Origin of the sequence: Phenylobacterium sp. (genome assembly GCF_036563285.1) — a bacterium.
Taxonomy (GTDB): domain Bacteria; phylum Pseudomonadota; class Alphaproteobacteria; order Caulobacterales; family Caulobacteraceae; genus Phenylobacterium.
Genome location: NZ_DATCMR010000012.1, coordinates 109,188 through 127,173, shown reverse-complemented (window position 1 = coordinate 127,173; position 17,986 = coordinate 109,188). Strand labels below are relative to the sequence as shown.

Here is a 17,986-nt window from a genome sequence, read left to right as displayed (position 1 = left end):
GATGTGAGTGCGATCAAACGACCTGGCTTTGGGGCAAGGCCAGCCTTGATCGCCCTCGCCTGCTTCCTGGCCGGGGCATGCGCGACAAGGCCCAGCGCCGACGCCGCGCGAGGCCCGGCCATCGCCCACCACCAGCACCTGATCAGCCCCGATTTCTCGCCCATCGTGGGGCAGCCGCCCATCGACGCCGCCGCGCTGCTGAGGATGATGGACGATGCGGGAAGCCGGCGCGGCGTCGTCCTGTCCGTCGGCTACAGCTTCGCCGACGAGCGCAAAGGCCTCAGCGAGCCCGAAGCCCGCGTCCGCCAGGAAAACGACTGGACCTCGGCGCAGGTCATGACCGCGCCCCGGCGCCTGGTCGGGTTCTGCGGGGTCAATCCGCTGACCCCTGGAGCCCTGGCCGAGATCGAGCGCTGCAACCGCCTGCCCGGCATGCGCGGCGTGAAGCTCCACTTCGGCAACAGCGGCGTCAGCCTCCGCGACCCTGCGCACGTCAGCCGGATGCGCGAAGTGTTCGCCCTGGCCAACCGCCTGGGTGCGCCCATCGCCGCGCACCTTCGCTCGCGCGGCGGAGGATCCTACGGCGCGGAGGACGCGGCGCTGTTCATCGAGCACCTGCTGCCGCAGGCCCCGGACGTCACGGTGCAGATCGCCCACCTCGCCGGAGCGGGGCCCGGCCACAGCCCTCAGGCGGACGCCGCGCTCGCGACCTACATCGAGGCGATCCGCAAGGGCGACTCGCGCATGCGCCGGGTGATCTTCGACGCCACGACCGTGGCCGCGCCGAGCTCGTCGGCCGAAGAGGGCGCGCTCATCGCCCGGCGCATCCGGGAGATCGGCGTCGAGCGGGTGGTGTTCGGTTCCGACCTGCCGATCGGCGGCAATCCGTCCCTGGCGGAAGGCTGGAAGGTGTTCCGGGCCAAGGTCCCGCTGACGGACGCGGAATTGAGCCGCATCGCGGGCAACGTGGCCCCATACCTGCGACGGGGCGCTTAGCGCCTACAGGACCTTCTCGATCTCGGCGGTGACCTCGGCGTCGAGCGGGTCGGTGCGGGGCCCGAAGGCGCGGATCGCCTCGCCGTTCTTCCCGATCAGGATCTTGTGGAAATTCCAGACCGGCTCGGCCGGCTCCCCCAGCTGGTCCTTGGCCCACTTGTAGAACGGGTGCGCAGTCTCGCCCTTAACGTCGGTCTTGGCCGTCAGCGGGAAGTCGACGTTGAAGTTCAACTGGCAGAACTCGGCGATCTCCGCCTCCGTCCCGGGTTCCTGCCCCATGAACTGGTTGCACGGTACGCCCAGCACCACGAGGCCCTTGTCCTTGTAGTCGGAGTAGAGCCGCTCCAGCCCCTCGTACTGCGGAGTGAGGCCGCACTTCGAGGCTGTGTTCACGACCAGCACCACCTTGTCGCGGAAGCTGGTGAGCGGCAGCTCTCCGCCGTCGATGGCTTTGAACGAGAACTCGTGCGCGCTTGAGGTCATGGCGGGTCTCCGGACTGAAACGGCGCCGACGCTACGCCTCCTGCGGCTGCTCCTCCAGCGCCTGCTCGACGGCGAGCGCCAGGTCCAGCGCCCGGATCGCCTCCTCCACGGTCACCACCGGCCGGGGGGCGTCCCCGCGCACGGCCTGCAGGAAGGCCTCGACGCTGCTCCCCAGCGGATCGGCGGCGGCCGGCGTGTCGGCAAAGTCCGGGTTCAGCGTGAAGGGCGTGGTGTTGCGGAATTCACGGGTCATGAAGTCGATCTCCACCTCGCCAGAGGGATAGACCACCCGCATCGTCCGCTTGCGCTCCGGCGCCACGCGGGAGACGTCGAACAGGGCCGTGAAGCCATCGTCGAAGCTCACCTCCGCGCGCGCCCGGTCCCAGCCGCCGCCGGCGCCCAGCCGCCCCTCGCCTTCCGCGGTCACCGGCTCGGCGGCCGACAGGACGAGCGCCAGGTCAAGGTCGTGCACCATCAGGTCAAGGATGGCCGAGACGTCCTGGCTCCGCGGCGAGGGCGGGCCGTGCCGCAGCGCCTCGAGCAGCAGCGGCTGCTCGGGGACGTCCAGCAGGCCCATGGCGCGGAACACCACCCGCTCCTGGTGTCCGCAAGCCACCACCAGCCCCTTGGCCGCTGCAGCCGCGCGGACCTTCTCGGCCTCGGCGACGCTGACGGCGATCGGCTTCTCTATATAGACGGGCTTGCCCGCGGCGATGGCCGCCAGCGCCTGCTCAGCGTGGTGGGTGGCCGGCGAGGCGATCGTCACCACGTCGACCGCGTCCAGGAACTCGGCCATGTCGTGGAAGGCCCGTCCGCCCAGCGGCACGGCGACCTTGGCGGCCCGCTCCGGATGCGGGTCTAGCACGGCTGAGAGCACCACCCCGGGCAGCCTGGCGTACTGACGGGCGTGGTAGCCGCCGAACACGCCCGCGCCGATCACGCCCCCGCGGAGAGACTCAGACATCCCGTAGCTCCGAACTGGGCACGCGCCCTAGCAGGTGATGGCGCTCGACGCCACCCGCCCGCGCGGCTAAGCCCGTTACGCACCATTGGGAGGGGAAGGCCATGACGAGCGTCCGCGAAGTCCACCTGAAGAGCCGCCCGGTGGGCATGCCCTCCCATGAGAACTTCGAGATCAAGACGGTCGAACTGAGGGACCCCGGCCCCGGCGAGGTCCAGGTGAAGAACCTCTGGATGACGGTCGACCCCTACATGCGCGGTCGCATGAACGACGTGAAGAGCTACGCCCCGCCCTATGCCCTGGGCGAGCCGATGCACGGCGGCGCCGTGGGCCAGGTGACGGCCTCCGGCGATCCCAACTTCAAGGAGGGCGAGCTGGTGCTCTCCCAGCTCGGCTGGCGCGAGGGCTTCACCGCCTCGGCCCAGGGCCTGCAGAAGCTCGATCCCCGAGGCCTGCCGCCCCAGGCCTTCCTGGGCGCCGCCGGCATGCCGGGGCTCACCGCCTACGCCGGGCTGCTGCGCATCGCGGCGCTCAAGGAGGGCGACGTGGTGTTCGTCTCCGGCGCGGCCGGGGCCGTGGGGTCGATGGTCTGCCAGATCGCCAAGGCCAAGGGGCACAGGGTGATCGGCTCGGCCGGCGGGGCGGAGAAGGTGGCGTTCCTGAAGGAGATCGGGGTCGACCACGCCATCGACTACAAGGCCGAGAAGGACCTGACGGCCGCCATCCTCGCGGGCGCGCCGGAAGGGATCGACGTCTACTTCGACAACGTCGGCGGAGACCACCTCGAAGCCGCGCTGAATGCAGCGAAGCTGTTCGCCCGCTTCGCCATCTGCGGGATGATCTCGATCTACAACGCCACCGAGCCGCAGCCCGGCCCGCGCAACATGGCGCTGCTGATCGGCAAGAACATCCGGATGGAAGGCTTCATCGTCTCCCACCACTTCGACATGATGCCAAAGTACATCGACGAGCTCTCCGGCTGGGCGCGCGATGGCAGGGTGAAATGGCGCGAGACCGTGTTCGAAGGGATCGAGAAGGCGCCCGACGCCTTCCTCGGCCTCTTCAAGGGCGAGAACCTCGGCAAGATGCTGGTCAGGCTCGGCTGAACGCGACGGGCGTTGGCCCGTTGTCCCCGCGGGTCTAAAAGCCACCGTCAATCCTCCAGCGGAGCGCCGCCGTGCCGCGCCTTTTCAGCGCCTATGTGATCGTCGACTGGAGCGCCGCGGCGAAGCCCACGACCGGGGCGGACTCGGTATGGATCGGTGTGCTCAAGCGCGACGTGCGCTTCCGCATGGCGTTCGAGAGCTTCAACCCGTCCACCCGCGGCGAGGCCGAGAAGCGGCTCAACCTGATCCTCGACGACCTGAAGAAGCGGTCGGAGCGCGCGCTGGTGGGCTTCGACTTCCCGCTGGGATTCCCGCGCGGGTTCGCGGCGGCCCTGAAGCTGCCGGGCGAGCTCGCCTGGCGCGCCGCCTGGGACCAGGTGGACAAGATGGTCAAGGACAAGGCCGACAACACCAACAACCGGTTCGGCGTGGCGTCGGAGATCAACCGGCGGCTGACAGGGGGCCCCTTCCCGTTCTGGGGGTGTCCGCCGAAGGACGCGCTCACGACGCTGCAGCCGAAGCGCACCCGCGCCCACGGCGCCGACGACCTGCCGGAGTTCCGCCACGGCGACCTCGCGGCCAAGGGCGCGGCCTCGATCTGGAAGCTCTATTACAACGGCTCGGTGGGCGGTCAGGCCATCCTGGGCATGCCGGTGGTGCGCCGCCTGAAGCTCGCCCGCGGGGAGGCCCTGAAGGTCTGGCCGTTCGAGACGGGCTTCCGCGCGCTGACCGAAGCCGACCTGGCCGGCGTCGACGTGGTCGCGGCCGAGGTCTACCCGTCCCTGCTGAAAGCCCAGGGCGCGCCCGGCGAGGTGAAGGACCTGGTGCAGGTGCGCGCCATGGCCGAGCACTTCGCCCGCCTGGACGAGGCCAACAAGCTGGGCGCCCTGTTCGCGCCGCCGAAGGGCACCGCCGCCGACGTGGTGCTGGACGCCGAGCGCGAGGAAGGCTGGATCCTGGGCGCAGGCGCTTAAGGCCGAACCGCTCGGCCCTGCCGCTCCGCCGCTCGTCCCGTACGGCGCAGGCGTCGTCACAGCCGCGCCGCCGCTCGTCACGGCGGCCTTGGCGGCGTTGCGGGCAAGGGTCCACTTCGCCCAACGACACCCAGTTGGACCTCATATGACCCACCCGCGCCCCCTGCCCGCTACGCTCGCGATCCTCTTCGTCCTGGCCGCCTGCTCGTCCGGCTCCACCGGCCCCGTCCCGCCCGCCGCGGACGTGGACTGGCCCCACTACGGCGGCGACGCGGGCGGCCAGCGCTATTCCAACGCCGGGCAGATCACGCCCTCGAACGTGCGCGGCCTGAAGGTCGCCTGGACCTATTCCACGGGCGAGGCCAAGCGCCACTCCCTGGAACGCGCCTCCTTCGAGAACACGCCAATCCTGGCCGGCGGGCGGCTCTACGTCTGTTCGCAGTTCAACAAGGTGGCGGCGCTGGATCCGGCCACCGGACGGCCGCTGTGGACCTTCGACCCGAAGGTCGACCCCGAAGTGCGCTATCCCAACGACTTCGTCTGCCGAGGCGTGACCTACTGGCGAGACCCGACGGCCGCGCCGGAAGCGCCCTGTGCGGCCCGCATCTTCCTGGCGACCGTCGACCGCCGGCTCTACGCCCTCGACGCCGCCAGCGGCCGGGCCTGCCCCGGCTTTGCGGGCGGCGCCCCGGTCGACGTGGGCGCAGGGCTGCAGCTGGTGCGCGACGGCCAGATGCAGATCACCTCGCCTCCGGTCGTGGTGCGCGACACCCTGATCGTGGGCTCCTCGATCGACGACAACCAGCGGGTCCGCGAGATCCCCGGCGTGGTGCGCGCCTACGACGTCCGCAGCGGCGCGCCGAAGTGGAGCTTCGACCCGCTCGCCAACGCCGGGCCGGGCGTTGTGGCGGGGGCGGCCAACGTCTGGGCGCCGATGTCCGTGGACGAGGGCCGCGGGCTGGTCTTCCTGCCCACCTCCAGCGCCAGCCCCGACTTCTTCGGCGGCCTCAGGAAGGGCGCCGGTGGGATGGCCAACTCGGTCGTGGCGCTGGACGCCGCCACCGGCAAGCCGGCCTGGAGCTTCCAGACCACCCACCACGACGTCTGGGACTACGACATCCCCGCCCAGCCGACCCTCGCCGAGGTGGCCTACGGCGGCCGCCGCACGCCGGCGGTGATCCAGGCCACCAAGCAGGGGCTGGTCTTCACCCTGGCCCGCGACACCGGGGCGCCGGTCATTCCGGTCGAGGAGCGGCCCGTGCCGCAGGACGGCGCGCCGGGCGAGCAGCTCTCGCCGACCCAGCCGTTCCCGATCGCGCCGAAGCCGCTGGCGCCGATGCACATCGAGCCGAAGGACGCCTTCGGCCTGACGCCCTGGGACCGCGGGAAGTGCCGCAAGGTGATCGAGGGCGCCCGCCGAGGGGGCATCTACACCCCGCCGTCGACCCAAGGGACGATCCTCTATCCGTTCACCGGCGGCGGGGTGAACTGGGGCGGGTTGGCGTTCGATCCCGGCAGGCAGGTGGCCTACGTCAACACCTCCAGCGCCATGCACCTCGTCACCCTGATCCCCGCGGCCCAGGTGCAGGCGCGGCGCCGCGCCGAGTTGGAGACCGAGATCTCGCCGCAGACGGGGGCGCCGTTCGGCATGCGCCGCGAGGCCCTGCTCTCGCCCTGGGGCCTGCCCTGCAATCCGCCGCCGTGGGGCCAGCTCCACGCCATCGACATGCGCACGGGCCAGGTGCTCTGGGAGGTTCCGCTGGGTACGACCCGCGACCTCGCTCCCGGCTCACAGTTGGTCATGCGCGGGACCGGCACGCCGAACTTCGGGGGGCCGATCGCTACGGCGTCTGGCGTGGTGTTCATCGGAGCGGCCATGGACGACTACCTGCGCGCCTTCGACGGCCGCACCGGCAAGGAGCTTTGGCGCGGCCGGCTGCCGGCCGGCGGCCAGGCGACTCCGATGACCTACGTCTGGAAGGGGCGGCAGTACGTGGTGATCGCCGCCGGCGGGCACTCGAAGTCCGACACGAAGAGGGGCGACACGGTCGTGGCCTACGCCCTGCCCGGCTAGATCCCGCGCCGCGCCAGCATCCAGAAGCGGCCGAGGAGGAGCACGCAGCTGATCACGCTGGCGATCACCACCGCCCAGGCGATGCCGTTGACGCCCATGCCGAGCGGGATGGCCAGCCAGTAGGCGAGCGGCATCATCACGACGATGTAGCTCATCAGGTGGGTGCCGCTGGGCAGCCACACGTCGCCCCGGGCCCGCAGCGCCTGGGCCGCCACCACCTGCAGCGCGTCGGGGAAGTACATCAGGCAGGTGATGATCAGCGCCGGCACGGCCATGGCCAGCGTGGCATCGTCGAGCGTGTAGCCGCGGGTGATGGGGCCTGCCAGCGGCCAGACAATGACGGTCACGACCACGCCGAATACCGCCGTGACGCCGAAGGCCACCAGGCCGGCCCGGGTGACCGCCTGCGGGTCGCGCGCGCCATAGGCTCGGCCGACCCGCACGGCGGCGCCGGTGGAGAGCCCCAGGGGGACCATGAAGACGATCGCCGCCACATTGAGCACGATCGCCCAGGCGGCGACGGCCAGGCCGCCGATCCAACCGGCGATCACGTTCATGCTCGCGAATGAGGCCACCTCGAAGATGTTGGAGACGCCGGCGCCGAAGCCGATGCGCCGCTGCTCGGCTTCCGCGGCCCGGTCGCGGGGCGGCTTGTCGTAGACCCCGAGCTCGCGCGCCTCGCGCATCATCAGGATGAAGGCCAGGGTGGAGAAGCCGAGGAAGGCCCGCGCGCCCAGAGTACCCCAGGCGCCGCCCACCGCGCCCAGCGCCGGCAGGCCGAAGGTCCCCGGAACCAGCAGCAGGACGAGCGCCAGGTTCACGGCGTTCGCCGCCCACATCAGCGCCGCGCCGGGACCAGGCCTGGAGAGGCCCTCCAGCCAGAAGCCGGTCGCCACGCTCATGCCGTAGAACGGCAGCGACAGGGCGAACACCAGCAGCGCCCGGCTGGAGCCGTCCGCCAGGTCCTTGTCCAGCCCGATTGCGTGGAGGAAGGGCGGGCCGATCACCAGCAGCAGCACCATGGAGGCGACGCCGACCTGCAGGCTGTAGGTCAGGCCGCGCCGGAGCACCGCGCCCGTCTCGTGACGGCGGCCTTCGCCGATCGCGCGGGCGGTCATCACCTGGATGCCGGCCAGCAGCCCGATGAGACCGGTGACGATCACGCTGGCCGCCGCCCAGGCGAGCGCGTGGTAGCCCAGCTCCTTGGCCGAGTAGCGCCCGACGACCACGGCGTCGGTGAGGCCCATGGTCATGATACCCAGGCGCGACAGCACGACCGGCCAGGAGAGCTTCGACAGCTCGGCCAGTTCGAGGCGGACGAGGGACCAGCGCCCTCCGCCGCGCGGGGACGCCTGGGCCGCTTCGCGGTCCATGGCAGCACCTGGGTTTTCAAAGAAGCCGCGGACACTGGCGCCCGCCCGCCGGCCCGGCAAGCGGAGCTTCGCCATTGTTAACGGTGTTTCGGCCGCCGTGTCCCGCGGGGCACAGCGGGCGGGCTAGCTCGCCGCCCGCCGCTGCTGCTCGGCCCGCTCTTCCTTCAGCTTCTCGGCCAGCAGGAAGGCCAGCTCCAGCGCCTGCTCCCCGTTCAGGCGCGGGTCGCAGTGCGTGTGGTAGCGGTCGGCGAGGTCCGTCTCGGAGAGCGCACGCGCGCCGCCGAGGCACTCGGTGACGTTCTGGCCGGTCATCTCCAGGTGCACGCCGCCGGGGTGCACGCCCTCGGCCTTGCAGAGCTCCACGAAGCTCTTCACCTCCGACAGGATCCGGTCGAACGGCCGGGTCTTGAAGCCGGTGGCGGCCGTCAGCGTGTTGCCGTGCATCGGATCGATGGCCCAGACCACGCTGCGGCCGCCGGCCTTCGTGGCGCGCAGCAGGCGCGGCAGGCGATCCTCGATCTTGTCGTAGCCGAACCGGCCATAGAGCGTCAGGCGGCCGGGCTCGTTCTGCGGGTTCAGGGCGTCGATGAGGCGCAGCAGGTCGTCGGCCTCCACGGTCGGTCCGACCTTCACGCCGATGGGGTTCTTGATGCCGCGGAAGAACTCCACGTGGGCGCCGCCGAGCTCGCGCGTCCGCTCGCCGATCCACACCAGGTGGGCCGAGGTGTCGTACCACTGGCCCGAGGTGCTATCGATCCGCGTCATCGCTTCCTCGAACCCCAGAAGCAGGGCCTCGTGGCTGGTGAAGAACTCCACCTGGTGCAGCGCGGGCTGGCTCTCTGGCGTGACCCCAATGGCCTCCATGAAGGTCAGCGCCTCGCTGATCTTCTCGCCCAACTCGCGGTAGCGGGCGCCCTGCGGGCTGTCGGCCACGAAGCCGAGCGTCCAGCGGTGGATGTTGTGCAGGTCGGCGTAGCCGCCCCCGGCGAAGGCGCGCAGCAGGTTCAGGGTCGAGGCGGCCTGGGAGTAGGCCTGCAGCAGCCGCTGCGGGTCCGGCGTGCGGGCCTCCGGGGTGAACTCCATGCCGTTGATGTTGTCGCCGCGGTAGGACGGGAGCGTGACGTCCCCCTGCGTCTCGATGGGCGCCGAGCGGGGCTTGGCGAACTGCCCGGCCATGCGGCCCACCTTCACGATCGGCTTGCCGCCGGCGAAGGTCAGCACCACCGCCATCTGCAGGATCAGGCGGAAGGTGTCGCGGATGTTGTCGGCGTGGAATTCCTTGAAGCTCTCGGCGCAGTCGCCGCCCTGCAGCAGGAAGGCGCGGCCTTCCGAGACCTCGCCCAGCAGGGTCTTCAGCCGGCGCGCCTCACCGGCGAACACCAGGGGCGGCATCCCGCGCAGCGTCTGCTCCACCTTGGTCACCGCCGACAGGTCCGGATAGTCCGTCGGCATGTGCTTGGCGGGCTTCGATCTCCAGGAAGCGGGCGTCCAGTGTTCGGTCATCTTGGCAACAATCTTCCAACGCCCCCCACGGGCGGTCAGCGCGAGGGGCGCCTTCTACCTCTATATGGGGGCTGAGGTCGATGGGCGCGCGGGCGGAAGCCGCGCCACCGTGGCGCCCAGGACAACGGCCAGCGCGCCCAGGGCCAGCCACCATTCCTGCCAGACCCCGAAGTTCACACAGGCGAAGAGCAGGTACACCGCCGCCGTCGCCGTGGTGGCCGCCGCCACCACGTTCGACCTCGGCCGCGCCAGGCTGCTCAGCGCCAGCCACCAGAACGCTGCAGCGATCAGGGCGCCGGCCGCGCCCAGCTCCAGCCAGACCTGCAGGGGCCCGTTGTGCGGGTGCAGCTGGATGCCCGGCGAGAAGGCCCGGCTGGCGTCCAGCCCCCAGCCGCGGAGCGGATGCTCCGCCGTCCAGTCCACGGCCCGGTTCCAGTAGCCGATGCGCATCGACCAGGAGAGCGGCAGGTCAATGGTCACCTTGAGCGCTTCCAGCGCCGCGCGCACCCCCAGCACCACAGCCGGCATAGCCAGGAACAGAGCGCCGGCCATGCCGCCGAGCGTCCTAGGCGCCCCGACCGGCCAGCGGATCGCCGCCAACCCGACCAGCACCGCCAGCGCCACGGCGATGGCCGGCGCATCGGCGTTGAAGGTCACCGCGCCGATCGCGGCGCCCAGCACCATGGGCACGGCAAGCCAGCCGCTCGCGCCGGCGCGGCGCCCGCCCACCGCCGCCAGCGGCCAGAGCAGCGCCAGCACGAAGGTGGACTGGCCGAGGTTCTTGCCCGCCAGGTCGGGCCGGATCGGCTCGTAGAAGCGTTCGTGGAGCCAGCGGTAAACCCCGGCGCCGAGCCAGGCCTCCACGAGCAGCATCAGCCCCATTAGCGCCAGGCCCCAGGCCACCACCAGTAATGCCAAGCGGGCGAGCCTCGGGTCCGCACGCCGCGCCCCGCACACCGCCGCCCAGTAGAGCGGGAGCTCGAGGGCCAGCTTCAGCGCCTGGCTGTCCTCGGGATTCTTCGGCTGGTGCACCGTCCAGATCGTCGAGGCCCCCGCCCACAAGAGGCCCGCCAGCAGCGCGATCGCCACCGGCCGGTCCAGCGCCCTCAGCCGCAGCGCCGGCAGGCTGAGCAGCCCCATCAGCGCCAGTAAGGCGGCGAACCCCAGCGGCCCGAGCCAGGCGAGCAGCGGCGTCAGCACGGCCCCCAGTATCAGGACCGCGCCGCACCACATGCCGAGTAGGTCCCGCGGAGGCTTCCCCGCCTCCATCGTCATGCCGCCTGGCCCAGCCCTTGCGGCACGTACTTCTCACGCAGGGTGACCAGCTCCTCGGCCAGGGTGGGGTGCACGGCGCAGGTGGAATCCCACTGGGCCTTGGTCACGCCCATCTTCATGGCGATGGCGGCCATCTGGATGATCTCGGGCGCGTCGGGGCCGACCACATGGCACCCGACGATCTTCTGGCTGGCGGCGTCCACGACGAGCTTCACCAGGCACTTCTCCTCGCCGTGCATGAAGGCGTACTTCATGGGCCGGAAGCGGGCGAGGTAGACGTCCACCTTGCCGTACTGGCGCCGCGCGTCGGCTTCGGACAGGCCCACCGAGCCGATCGGCGGCTGGGCGAACACCGCCAGCGCCACCATCTCGTGGTCGAAGGTGGTGGGCCGCCCGTAGAACTCCGTCTCCGCGAAGGCCTGGCCCTCACGGATGGCGACGGGGGTCAGGTTGATGCGGTCCGTGACGTCGCCCACCGCCCAGATGTTGTCGACGCTGGTCTTCGAATAGGCGTCCACCACGACGGCGCCGTTGTCGGCGAGCTTCACCCCGGCGTTCTCCAGGCCCAGGCCCGCGGTGTAGGGGACGCGCCCGAGGGCGAACATCACTACGTCGCTTTCGCAGTGATGAACGTTGGTGAAGCGGTTGAGGATGCCGGTGTCGGTCTTCTCCAGCGCCGTGTGCTGGGTGCCCAGCAGCACCTTGATGCCGCGGCGCTCCATCTCCTCGGCGATGTGGGCGCGGACGTCGTCGTCGAAGCCGCGCAGCACGTTCGGCCCGCGGTGGACCAGGGTGGTGTCGACGCCGAGACCCGCGAAGATGCCGGCGAACTCCAGGGCGATGTAGCCGCCGCCGGCGATGACGATGCTCTTGGGCAGCTGCGGCAGGTGGAAGGCTTCCTCCGAGGTGATGGCGAGCTCGCAGCCGGGGAGCTCGCTCGGCCGCCACGGCCGCCCGCCGGTGGCGATGAGGATCTTGTCGGCAGTGACGGAGCCTCGGCCCTCCACCTCCACGGTGTGGGCGTCCACCAGCCTCGCCCGGCCGTGCACCAGCTCGGCGCCGGCGTTCTGCAGGTTGCGGACATAGATCCCCGACAGCCGGGCGATCTCCTTGTCCTTCTCGGCGATGAAGGCCGGCCAGTCGAAGCTGGCGCCCTCCACGGTCCAGCCGTACCCCTTCGCCGTCTCGAAATGGTGAGCGAATTCCGAGGCGTAGACCATAAATTTCTTGGGCACGCAGCCGCGGATCACGCAGGTGCCGCCGACCCGGTGCTCCTCGGCCACGAGAACCTTGGCGCCGGAGATGGCCGCCAGGCGCGCCGCGCGGACGCCGCCCGAACCCGCGCCGATAACGAAGAGGTCGTAGTCGTACTTGGCCAAGGTCGTGGCCTCCTTACGGTTCCAGCGTCACGACACCGGTCTCGGCGCCGATCAGGGCCAGGTCGGCCAGGTCGAGGAACAGGCCGTGGTCCACGACCCCGGTGACGCTCTTCAGGGCACTGGCCAGCGCCGCCGGCTCCTCGATCCGCCCGCAGGCTACGTCATAGATGAGGTTTCCCCCGTCGGTCCGCACGGGGGCGCCGTCCTTCACCCGCATCCGCGGCGCGACGCCCAGGTCGCATTCGGCGAGTGCGTCGCAGATCCGCAGCGCCGTGGTTTTGTGCCCGAACGCCACCACCTCGATGGGCAGGGGGTACTTGCCCAGGGTGTTCACCTGCTTGGCCGCGTCGGCGATGACCACGCAGCGCCTGGACGCCTCCCACACCAGCTTCTCGCGTAGCAGCGCCGCTCCGCCGCCCTTGATCAACGACAGCCCGGGGCCGATCTCGTCGGCCCCGTCCACGGTGAGGTCGATCTCCCGCGTCTCGCCGAGTTCGCCGAACCGCAGGCCCAGCTCCTCGCCCAGCGCCTGGGTCGAGCTCGACGTGGCGACGCAGAGCACGTCCAGCTTGCGCGCCGCCAGGGCGCGAACGAACCAGACGGCGGTCGACCCGGTGCCCAACCCCACGACCATGCCGCTCTCGACGAGCTGCGCAGCCGCGTCTCCGGCGGCGCGCTTCTGCGCTTCGACGTCGCTCATTTCTTCTTCGCCTTCGCCGCCTTCTCCGCCGACTTCTTCTTGCGGAAGGCCGCCGCCCAGCCGGCCTTGACCGTCTGCGGGCTGCGCTCCAAGGCGAGCGCGTCGGCCGCCACGTCCTGCGTGATCACCGAGCCGGAGCCGGTCATCGCGCCGGCCCCCAGCGTCACCGGCGCCACGAGCGCGGTGTTGGAGCCCACGAAGGCGCCCTCTCCGACATGGGTCTCGTATTTGAAGAAGCCGTCGTAGTTGCAGAAGATGGTGCCGGCGCCGATGTTCGCCTTCGCCCCCACCGAGCCATCGCCCAGATAGCTGAGGTGATTGGCCTTGGCGCCCTCGCCCACCCTCACGTTCTTCACCTCGACGAAGTTGCCGATGTGGGCGTCCTTGCCGATCTCGGCCCCGGGGCGCAGCCGGGCATACGGGCCGATCAGGGCGCCGGAGCGCACCGTCGCCCCCTCAAGGTGGCTGAAGGCGCGGATGACGGCTCCCTCCTCGATCCTCACGCCCACGCCGAACACCACGAACTGCTCGATGATGGCGCCCGGCGCGATCTGGGTGTCCCAGGAGAAGTGCACCGTCTCGGGCGCCAGCATGGTGACGCCGTCGGCCAGGAACCGCTGGCGCTGGCGCTGCTGGAACAGGTGCTCGGCCTGGGCGAGCTGGGCCGGCGTGTCGCAGCCCATGACCGCAGACTCCGGCGCCGTATGGCTGCGCACCAGCGCCTCCTCGTGGACGGCGATGCCCACGATGTCGGTCAGGTAGTATTCGCCCTTGGCGTTCTGGTTGCCCACCTGTGACAGCCAGCCGAACAGCCGCGCACGGTCGGCGACCATCATGCCGGCGTTGCAGCAGCGGACAGCCCTCTGCTCCTCGGTTGCGTCGCGCGCCTCGACGATGCGGATCACGTGGCCGTCGGCGCCCTTGATCACCCGGCCGTAGAGCAGCGGATCGACCGGCTCGAAGCTCAGCATGGCGAGGTCCGCGCGCCGCTCGCGCAGCAGGAACAGTGGCTCCAGGTCCTGCGCGGTCAGCAGCGGCGCGTCCGCGTAGGTGATCAGGACGTCACCGGTGAAGTCGGCGAGGTTCTCCCGGGCCGCCAGCACGGCATGGGCGGTGCCCAGCGGCTGCTCCTGCACGGCGACCGCTTGCGGGCCCAGCCGTTTCTCCACGAGTTCGCGCACAGCGGGGCTGTGCGTGCCCACCACCACCACGATCCGCTCGCAGCCCGCCGCGGTGACCGTGTCGATCATCCGGTCCAGGTGGGTCCGGCCGCCCACCTTGTGCAGCACCTTGGGCACCGGGGACTTCATGCGCGTGCCCTGGCCGGCGGCCAGGATTACGGCGGCGCGTGAGGGCATTTAGGGCGTCTCCGGAGCGTCGAGTCAGCGGTTTGGTTCGCGAGCCTTAGCAAGCCTTGTGGCCGTGGGCGAGAACCGGCTAGCGTCACCGCTGTCTGAGGGGGATCTCCATGTCGCTTCGTCTGCTCCTGGCCGCCTGCGCTTCGGCCTGCGCGCTCACCGCCGCGCACGCCCAGCCGGCGCCGGACCGCGACCTGGAGGCGCGCTTCGATGCGATGATCGACCCGGCCGAGCTGGGGTCGTGGATCCGCACCATGGCCGCGGCCCCCACCCACGTCGGCTCCGAGCATGGGCGCAAGAACGCCGAGATGACGCTGGCCCAGTTCAGGAGCTGGGGCTGGGACGCGAAGATGGAGACCTACTGGGTCCTCTACCCGACCCCGATCAGCACGGCCCTGGAGCTTGTGTCCGGCCCGGGCGCGCCGGTGCAGATCCAGCTCACCGAGCCTGCCAAGGACCAGACGTCCGCGGGCCCGGGCGCCCTGCCCGCCTACGTGGCGTTCCAGGGCGACGGGGACGTCACCGCCCCGCTGGTCTACGTCAACTACGGCATGCCCGCCGACTACGACGCCCTTGAGCGGATGGGCGTCTCCGTGAGGGGCAAGATCGTCATCGCACGCTACGGCCAGGGCTGGCGCGGCCTGAAGCCCAAGCTCGCCCAGGACCATGGCGCGGTGGGGGCCATCATCTACTCGGACCCCCGCGACGACGGCTATTCGGTCGGCGGCGTCTATCCGGAAGGCCCCATGCGCCCGCCGGAGGGCCTGCAGCGCGGCTCGGTTGCGGACATGACGGTCTACGCAGGTGACCCGCTGACGCCCGGTTACGGCGCCACCAGGAACGCCAAGCGCCTCGACCGCAGCGAAGCCCAGACCATACTCAAGATCCCCACCCTGCCGATCGCCTATGGCCAGGCGGAGATGCTGCTGCGCGCGCTAGACGGTCCCGTGGCGCCGCCGGCCTTCCGCGGCTCCCTGCCGATCACCTACCGCGTGGGCGGCGGCGAGCAGGCCAAGGTCCGGATCGCGGTGAAGTCCGACTGGTCGCTGAAGCCGGCCCACAACGTCATCGCTAGGCTCAAGGGCCGCGAAAAACCCAACGAGTGGGTCATCCGCGGCAACCACCGGGACGGCTGGGTCTACGGCGCGTCGGACCCGCTCTCCGGCCACGCGGCCATGATGGGCGAGGCCAAGGCCATGGGCGAGCTGGTGAAGTCTGGCTGGCGGCCGAAACGAACGATCGTCTACACGAGCTGGGACGCCGAGGAGCCGATGCTGCTGGGCTCCACCGAGTGGGCCGAGGACCACGCCGCAGAGCTCAAGAAGAAGGCGGTCATCTACATCAACTCCGACACCAACGGCCGCGGCTTCCTCGGCATGGGCGGCAGCCACGAGTACCAGCGCCTGATGAACCAGGTGGCCGCCGACGTGGTCGACCCGCAGACCAAGGTCTCCGTCCGCGACCGCCTGCGGGCCCGCACTCTTGTAGCGTCTTCGGAGCCCGGGGCTTCGGAGGCCCTGCGCGCCCAGGCCCGCGCAGCCGCCGATCCGGCCCGCGACCTGCCGCTGAGCGCCCTGGGCTCCGGGTCGGACTATTCCACCTTCCTGCAGCACCTGGGCCTGCCGGCGATCAACATCGGCTTTGGCGGCGAAGGCGAGGATGCGGGCGTCTACCACTCGGCCTACGACACCTACGAGCACCACAGCCGGTTCGTGGACCCCGGCCACGCCTATGCCGGCGCCCTCGCCAAGACCGCGGGGCGGCTGGTCATCCGGCTCGCCGACGCCGACCTGCCGCCGCAGCGCTACGGCGACGTCGCCGACACGGTCGCGGGCTATCTCGACGAGGTGAAGAGGCTGGCCGACCAGCGGCGCGAGGAGTCGCAGACCCGCGCGCGCCTGCTGGCCGCCAACGCCTACAACCTGGCCGACGACCCCACCGAGCCGCACGCCCCGCCGCCGGCGCTGGCGCCCGCCGTCGCCCTCGACTTCCGGCCGCTGGAGGCCGCGGTCGCGAAGCTGAAGGCCAGCGCCGGGGCCTATGACGCCGCCATCGCGGCCAAAGGGCCCGCCCTCGGGCGCGCCCAGAAGACGCGCCTCGACGCCGCCGTGCGGCCGCTGGACCAGGCGCTGCTGCGCGAGGAGGGCCTGCCCTTCCGTCCCTGGTACAAGCACATGCTCTACGCGCCTGGCCGTTTCACCGGGTATGGCGCGAAGACCCTGCCGGGCGTACGCGAGGCGATCGAGGAGCGTCGCTACGACGACGCGCAGCGGTACATCGGCCTGACGGCACAGGCGATTTCCGACTATGCCAGCGGCATCGACCGGGCGGCCGCGATCGTCGATGGCCGCTGAGCTTGCGGGCGCCGTCGTCGCGTTCGACCTCGACGGCACCCTGGTCGACACCGCGCCCGACCTCATCGGGACCCTGAACCACCTGCTGACGCAGGAGGGCCTCCCCGCCCTGCCACTGGAGGAGGCGCGCCCGTTCATCGGCCACGGCGCGCGCCGGCTCCTGCAGCGCGGCTTCATCGCCGCCGGCGCCCACCTCGACCCCGAACGCGAGCAGGGCCTCTTCGACCGCTTCATCCCGCACTACCTGGGGCGCATCGCCGATGAGAGCCGGCCCTTCCCCGGCTGCCGGCAGGCGCTGGACCGATTGCGATCGGAGGGCGCTACGCTCTGCGTCTGCACCAACAAGCCGACGGGGCTATCCAACGCCCTGCTCGACGCGCTCGGCATGAGCCGCCTCTTCGCCGCCATCGTGGGCCCGGACGCGGCCGGCGTCGCCAAGCCTGACCCGCGCCACCTCGAGTTCGCCGTCCAGGCCGGCGGCGGCTCGCTCGGGCGCGCCCTGCTGGTCGGCGATTCCGCTACCGACGCCGCCGCCGCCCGCAACGCCGGCGCGCCGCTGGTCCTGGTCAGCTTCGGCTATTCGGACGTCCCCGTGGCCGAGCTTGCCCCCGACGCCCTGGTCCACCACTTCGACGAGCTGCCGGCGGCCTGCGCGCAACTGCTCGCCGCTTGCGGCGATTAGGGGCGCACGCTATACGCCCCACCTTCCCGCGCCGACCGGCGCCAGGCGGATGCGTAGCTCAGCGGGAGAGCACCTCGTTCACACCGAGGGGGTCACAGGTTCAATCCCTGTCGCATCCACCATCCTTTCCAACGACTTAGCAGCGCCTTCTCGCTCGACCGCCGCAGCCGTCCCGGGCCGCGCGGCTGGAAATGACCCGCCCCAGTTGCTAAGCCCACCACCGAGGAGTCGGTGGAACATGCGCAAGGTCCTGATGCTGGCCGCTCTGGCCCTGGTCGCCGGCTGCGACCAGCCGAAGCAACGCGACGGCCAGGCTGCGCCCGCCCCTGCGCCGGTCGCCGCGGCCGCCCCCGCGCTCCCGGCCTGGGCCGAGGGCCTGATGGGCCAATCCGTCGCCACGGCCTTCCCTGGGACCTTCGACTGCAAGGCCTTTGTGGACGGCGCCACGGAGCGGTCGCCCGAGCGGGTCAACATCGTGGGCTGGTCCTGGATACCGGCCGCCGGGGCTGGCGCCGGGCAGATCATCGTCGCCGACCCGAGCGGCAGGATCGTGGGCTTCGGCCAGGGCGGCATCGCGCGGCCGGACGTGCCGGCGGCGCTCAAGGACGTCACCCGGCCGGACGTGGGCTTCCAGGCCTCCAGCACCGTCACCTCGGGCAAGGTCGCCGTCTTCGGCGTCGACGCGGCCGCCAAGACTGCCTGCAAGCTCGGCGAGGCCACTCTTTGAGCAGGCCCAAGCCCGAGGGGCCGCGGCCTTCTCGATCCTCC

At 71.1% G+C, this 17,986-nt stretch carries 14 protein-coding genes, 1 tRNA gene and 1 pseudogene; 8 read left to right on the top strand and 8 right to left on the bottom strand.

What is annotated here, in order from left to right; all coding sequences use genetic code 11:
* Window positions 1-45: 45 nt before the first annotated feature.
* Entirely contained in the window at window positions 46-996 is a 951-nt protein-coding gene (locus VIL76_RS18950; RefSeq protein ID WP_332046635.1) for an amidohydrolase family protein, read from the top strand.
* Window positions 997-999: 3 nt separating this feature from the next.
* Here VIL76_RS18950 and VIL76_RS18945 read toward each other — a convergent pair whose 3' ends face one another.
* Both VIL76_RS18945 and VIL76_RS18940 read right to left on the bottom strand, forming a co-directional pair.
* A complete protein-coding gene (locus VIL76_RS18945; protein ID WP_332046634.1) occupies window positions 1,000-1,479 on the bottom strand; it encodes a glutathione peroxidase in 480 nt (159 codons plus the stop codon).
* A gap of 31 nt (window positions 1,480-1,510) precedes the next feature.
* On the bottom strand, window positions 1,511-2,443 hold the full coding sequence (locus VIL76_RS18940) for a Gfo/Idh/MocA family oxidoreductase (RefSeq protein WP_332046633.1): 933 nt from the start codon (window positions 2,441-2,443) through the stop codon (window positions 1,511-1,513).
* Window positions 2,444-2,544: 101 nt separating this feature from the next.
* Between VIL76_RS18940 and VIL76_RS18935 the strand changes: the two genes are divergently transcribed.
* The 3 genes from VIL76_RS18935 to VIL76_RS18925 all read left to right on the top strand — a co-directional run bounded on the left by VIL76_RS18935 (window position 2,545) and on the right by VIL76_RS18925 (window position 6,594).
* Window positions 2,545-3,546, top strand: coding sequence for an NADP-dependent oxidoreductase (locus VIL76_RS18935; protein ID WP_332046632.1), 1,002 nt, complete (start codon window positions 2,545-2,547; stop codon window positions 3,544-3,546).
* A 71-nt stretch (window positions 3,547-3,617) separates the two neighbouring features.
* Window positions 3,618-4,520: a cobalamin biosynthesis protein CbiG gene (locus VIL76_RS18930; RefSeq protein ID WP_332046631.1), complete on the top strand. Its 903-nt coding sequence runs from the start codon at window positions 3,618-3,620 to the stop codon at window positions 4,518-4,520.
* A 145-nt stretch (window positions 4,521-4,665) separates the two neighbouring features.
* The gene (locus VIL76_RS18925; protein ID WP_332046630.1) at window positions 4,666-6,594 is read left to right on the top strand and encodes a pyrroloquinoline quinone-dependent dehydrogenase; all 1,929 of its coding nucleotides are present in this window, start codon (window positions 4,666-4,668) and stop codon (window positions 6,592-6,594) included.
* On the opposite strand, the pseudogene VIL76_RS18920 reads toward VIL76_RS18925, so the two are convergent.
* The 6 genes and pseudogenes from VIL76_RS18920 to glmU all read right to left on the bottom strand — a co-directional run bounded on the left by VIL76_RS18920 (window position 6,591) and on the right by glmU (window position 14,182).
* Window positions 6,591-8,002: pseudogene (locus VIL76_RS18920) on the bottom strand (MATE family efflux transporter). The gene VIL76_RS18925 and the pseudogene VIL76_RS18920 sit on opposite strands and share 4 nt — an antisense overlap.
* Window positions 8,003-8,090: 88 nt before the next feature.
* Entirely contained in the window at window positions 8,091-9,470 is a 1,380-nt protein-coding gene (locus VIL76_RS18915; RefSeq protein ID WP_332046628.1) for a class II 3-deoxy-7-phosphoheptulonate synthase, read from the bottom strand.
* Window positions 9,471-9,530: 60 nt separating this feature from the next.
* Window positions 9,531-10,745, bottom strand: a complete 1,215-nt coding sequence (locus VIL76_RS18910) for an O-antigen ligase family protein (protein ID WP_332046627.1) — start codon at window positions 10,743-10,745, stop codon at window positions 9,531-9,533.
* Window positions 10,742-12,124, bottom strand: a complete 1,383-nt coding sequence (gor, locus tag VIL76_RS18905) for a glutathione-disulfide reductase (RefSeq protein WP_332046626.1) — start codon at window positions 12,122-12,124, stop codon at window positions 10,742-10,744. Before gor ends, VIL76_RS18910 begins: the two co-directional genes overlap by 4 nt.
* A 13-nt stretch (window positions 12,125-12,137) precedes the next feature.
* Window positions 12,138-12,824, bottom strand: a complete 687-nt coding sequence (gene rpiA, locus VIL76_RS18900) for a ribose-5-phosphate isomerase RpiA (RefSeq protein WP_332046625.1) — start codon at window positions 12,822-12,824, stop codon at window positions 12,138-12,140.
* Window positions 12,821-14,182 carry a bifunctional UDP-N-acetylglucosamine diphosphorylase/glucosamine-1-phosphate N-acetyltransferase GlmU gene (gene glmU / locus VIL76_RS18895; protein WP_332046624.1) on the bottom strand — a complete coding sequence of 454 codons (1,362 nt, stop codon included), beginning with the start codon at window positions 14,180-14,182 and terminating at the stop codon, window positions 12,821-12,823. Before glmU ends, rpiA begins: the two co-directional genes overlap by 4 nt.
* 110 nt (window positions 14,183-14,292) lie before the next feature.
* Here glmU and VIL76_RS18890 point away from each other — a divergent pair, with 110 nt between their 5' ends.
* From VIL76_RS18890 to VIL76_RS18875, 4 genes are all read left to right on the top strand, one after another.
* The gene (locus VIL76_RS18890) at window positions 14,293-16,536 is read left to right on the top strand and encodes a M20/M25/M40 family metallo-hydrolase (RefSeq protein WP_332046623.1); all 2,244 of its coding nucleotides are present in this window, start codon (window positions 14,293-14,295) and stop codon (window positions 16,534-16,536) included.
* A complete protein-coding gene (gene gph, locus VIL76_RS18885) occupies window positions 16,526-17,218 on the top strand; it encodes a phosphoglycolate phosphatase (protein ID WP_332046622.1) in 693 nt (230 codons plus the stop codon). The genes VIL76_RS18890 and gph overlap by 11 nt, the downstream gene beginning before the upstream one ends.
* A gap of 47 nt (window positions 17,219-17,265) precedes the next feature.
* Window positions 17,266-17,340 (top strand) — tRNA-Val (locus tag VIL76_RS18880).
* 116 nt (window positions 17,341-17,456) lie between these two features.
* Window positions 17,457-17,945 (top strand): hypothetical protein, encoded by a 489-nt coding sequence (locus VIL76_RS18875; protein ID WP_332046621.1) that lies wholly within the window; start codon window positions 17,457-17,459, stop codon window positions 17,943-17,945.
* Window positions 17,946-17,986: the final 41 nt, after the last annotated feature.

Coding starts and splice junctions, on each gene's coding strand:
- VIL76_RS18945 (WP_332046634.1), bottom strand. CDS start 1,479: ATGACCTCAAGCGCGCACGAGTTCTCGTTCAAAGCCATCGACGGCGGA.
- VIL76_RS18940 (WP_332046633.1), bottom strand. CDS start 2,443: ATGTCTGAGTCTCTCCGCGGGGGCGTGATCGGCGCGGGCGTGTTCGGC.
- VIL76_RS18935 (WP_332046632.1), top strand. CDS start 2,545: ATGACGAGCGTCCGCGAAGTCCACCTGAAGAGCCGCCCGGTGGGCATG.
- VIL76_RS18925 (WP_332046630.1), top strand. CDS start 4,666: ATGACCCACCCGCGCCCCCTGCCCGCTACGCTCGCGATCCTCTTCGTC.
- VIL76_RS18915 (WP_332046628.1), bottom strand. CDS start 9,470: ATGACCGAACACTGGACGCCCGCTTCCTGGAGATCGAAGCCCGCCAAG.
- VIL76_RS18910 (WP_332046627.1), bottom strand. CDS start 10,745: ATGACGATGGAGGCGGGGAAGCCTCCGCGGGACCTACTCGGCATGTGG.
- rpiA (WP_332046625.1), bottom strand. CDS start 12,824: ATGAGCGACGTCGAAGCGCAGAAGCGCGCCGCCGGAGACGCGGCTGCG.
- glmU (WP_332046624.1), bottom strand. CDS start 14,182: ATGCCCTCACGCGCCGCCGTAATCCTGGCCGCCGGCCAGGGCACGCGC.
- VIL76_RS18890 (WP_332046623.1), top strand. CDS start 14,293: ATGTCGCTTCGTCTGCTCCTGGCCGCCTGCGCTTCGGCCTGCGCGCTC.
- gph (WP_332046622.1), top strand. CDS start 16,526: ATGGCCGCTGAGCTTGCGGGCGCCGTCGTCGCGTTCGACCTCGACGGC.
- VIL76_RS18875 (WP_332046621.1), top strand. CDS start 17,457: ATGCGCAAGGTCCTGATGCTGGCCGCTCTGGCCCTGGTCGCCGGCTGC.